This is a genomic window from Herpetosiphonaceae bacterium (genome assembly GCA_036374795.1).
Lineage (GTDB): Bacteria > Chloroflexota > Chloroflexia > Chloroflexales > Kallotenuaceae > LB3-1.
In genome coordinates this window covers 1-1,015 of the sequence record DASUTC010000042.1, presented here as the reverse complement: position 1 = coordinate 1,015, position 1,015 = coordinate 1, and the positions used below count along the sequence as shown (strand labels likewise).

At 63.3% G+C, this 1,015-nt stretch carries 1 protein-coding gene; it reads right to left on the bottom strand.

Features of this window, described 5'->3' with window-relative positions; all coding sequences use genetic code 11:
* Window positions 1-1,015, bottom strand: a 1,015-nt coding sequence (locus tag VFZ66_02710) for a non-ribosomal peptide synthetase (protein HEX6288068.1), incomplete at both ends; no start/stop codon positions are given.

Here is a 1,015-nt window from a genome sequence, read left to right as displayed (position 1 = left end):
GCCGGGCCTGGTGCTGCATGGCCGCTTTACGACTGTGGGCTTGCTCCCGACTCTGCTGGAAGGTCGGCGGCGCGACGCGCTGCTGCTGGAGCCGCTCGGCCAGCAAATGGATCGTCGGGTATTGGAACAGGTCGACGATTGAAAGGTGGGTATCGAACGTTTCGTGCAGCTTGGTTTGAAGCTGGACCATCAGCAATGAGTGGCCGCCAATCTCAAAGAAACTGTCGTGGATACCCACCCGTTCGACCTGTAGCATCTCGCGCCAGATCGCGGCAATCATCTGCTCGATCTCGGTCTGCGGCGCTACATACGTCGCCGCCAGCGCAGAGCGCTCTCCGTCTGGCGCAGGCAATGCCTGGCGATCGAGCTTGCCGCTGGGTGTCCTCGGCAGCGCGTCCAACACCACAAACGCGGATGGGATCATGTAGTCGGGGAGTTGTTTGGCAAGGTACGCGCGGAGTTCCGCGCTCCAGGTTCCAGGTTCCAGGTTCTCCGCTTGTTCGTTGTTCGCTGTTCGTTGTTCCACCACGTAGCCTACCAGCCGCTTCTCTCCAGGCCTATCCGCGCGCGCTACCACAGCGCACTCATCGATGCCTGGGTGTTGCGCCAGCACCGCCTCGATCTCGCCCGTCTCAATGCGGAAGCCGCGCACCTTGACCTGCTGATCGATGCGGCCCAGGATCTCGACCGTGCCGTTGGGGAGCCAGCGGCCAAGATCGCCGGTGCGCACCATCAGCGCGCCGTCCTCGAACGGACACGGCACAAAGCGCTCCGCCGTGAGGTCGGGGCGGTACAGGTAGCCGCGCGACACGCTCTCGCCCGCAATGCAGACCTCGCCCGCAATCCCGATGGGCTGCGGCTGGTTGGCGGCGTTGAGGATGTAGATCCGGTTGTTCTGCAACGGCGTGCCCACCGTAACCGGTTTGCCAAGATCGTCGGCGCGCAGCACACCCAGAATATTGATGTCGCTGATCTCGGTCAGGCCATAGATGTTGACGACCTGGACCTGCGGCCC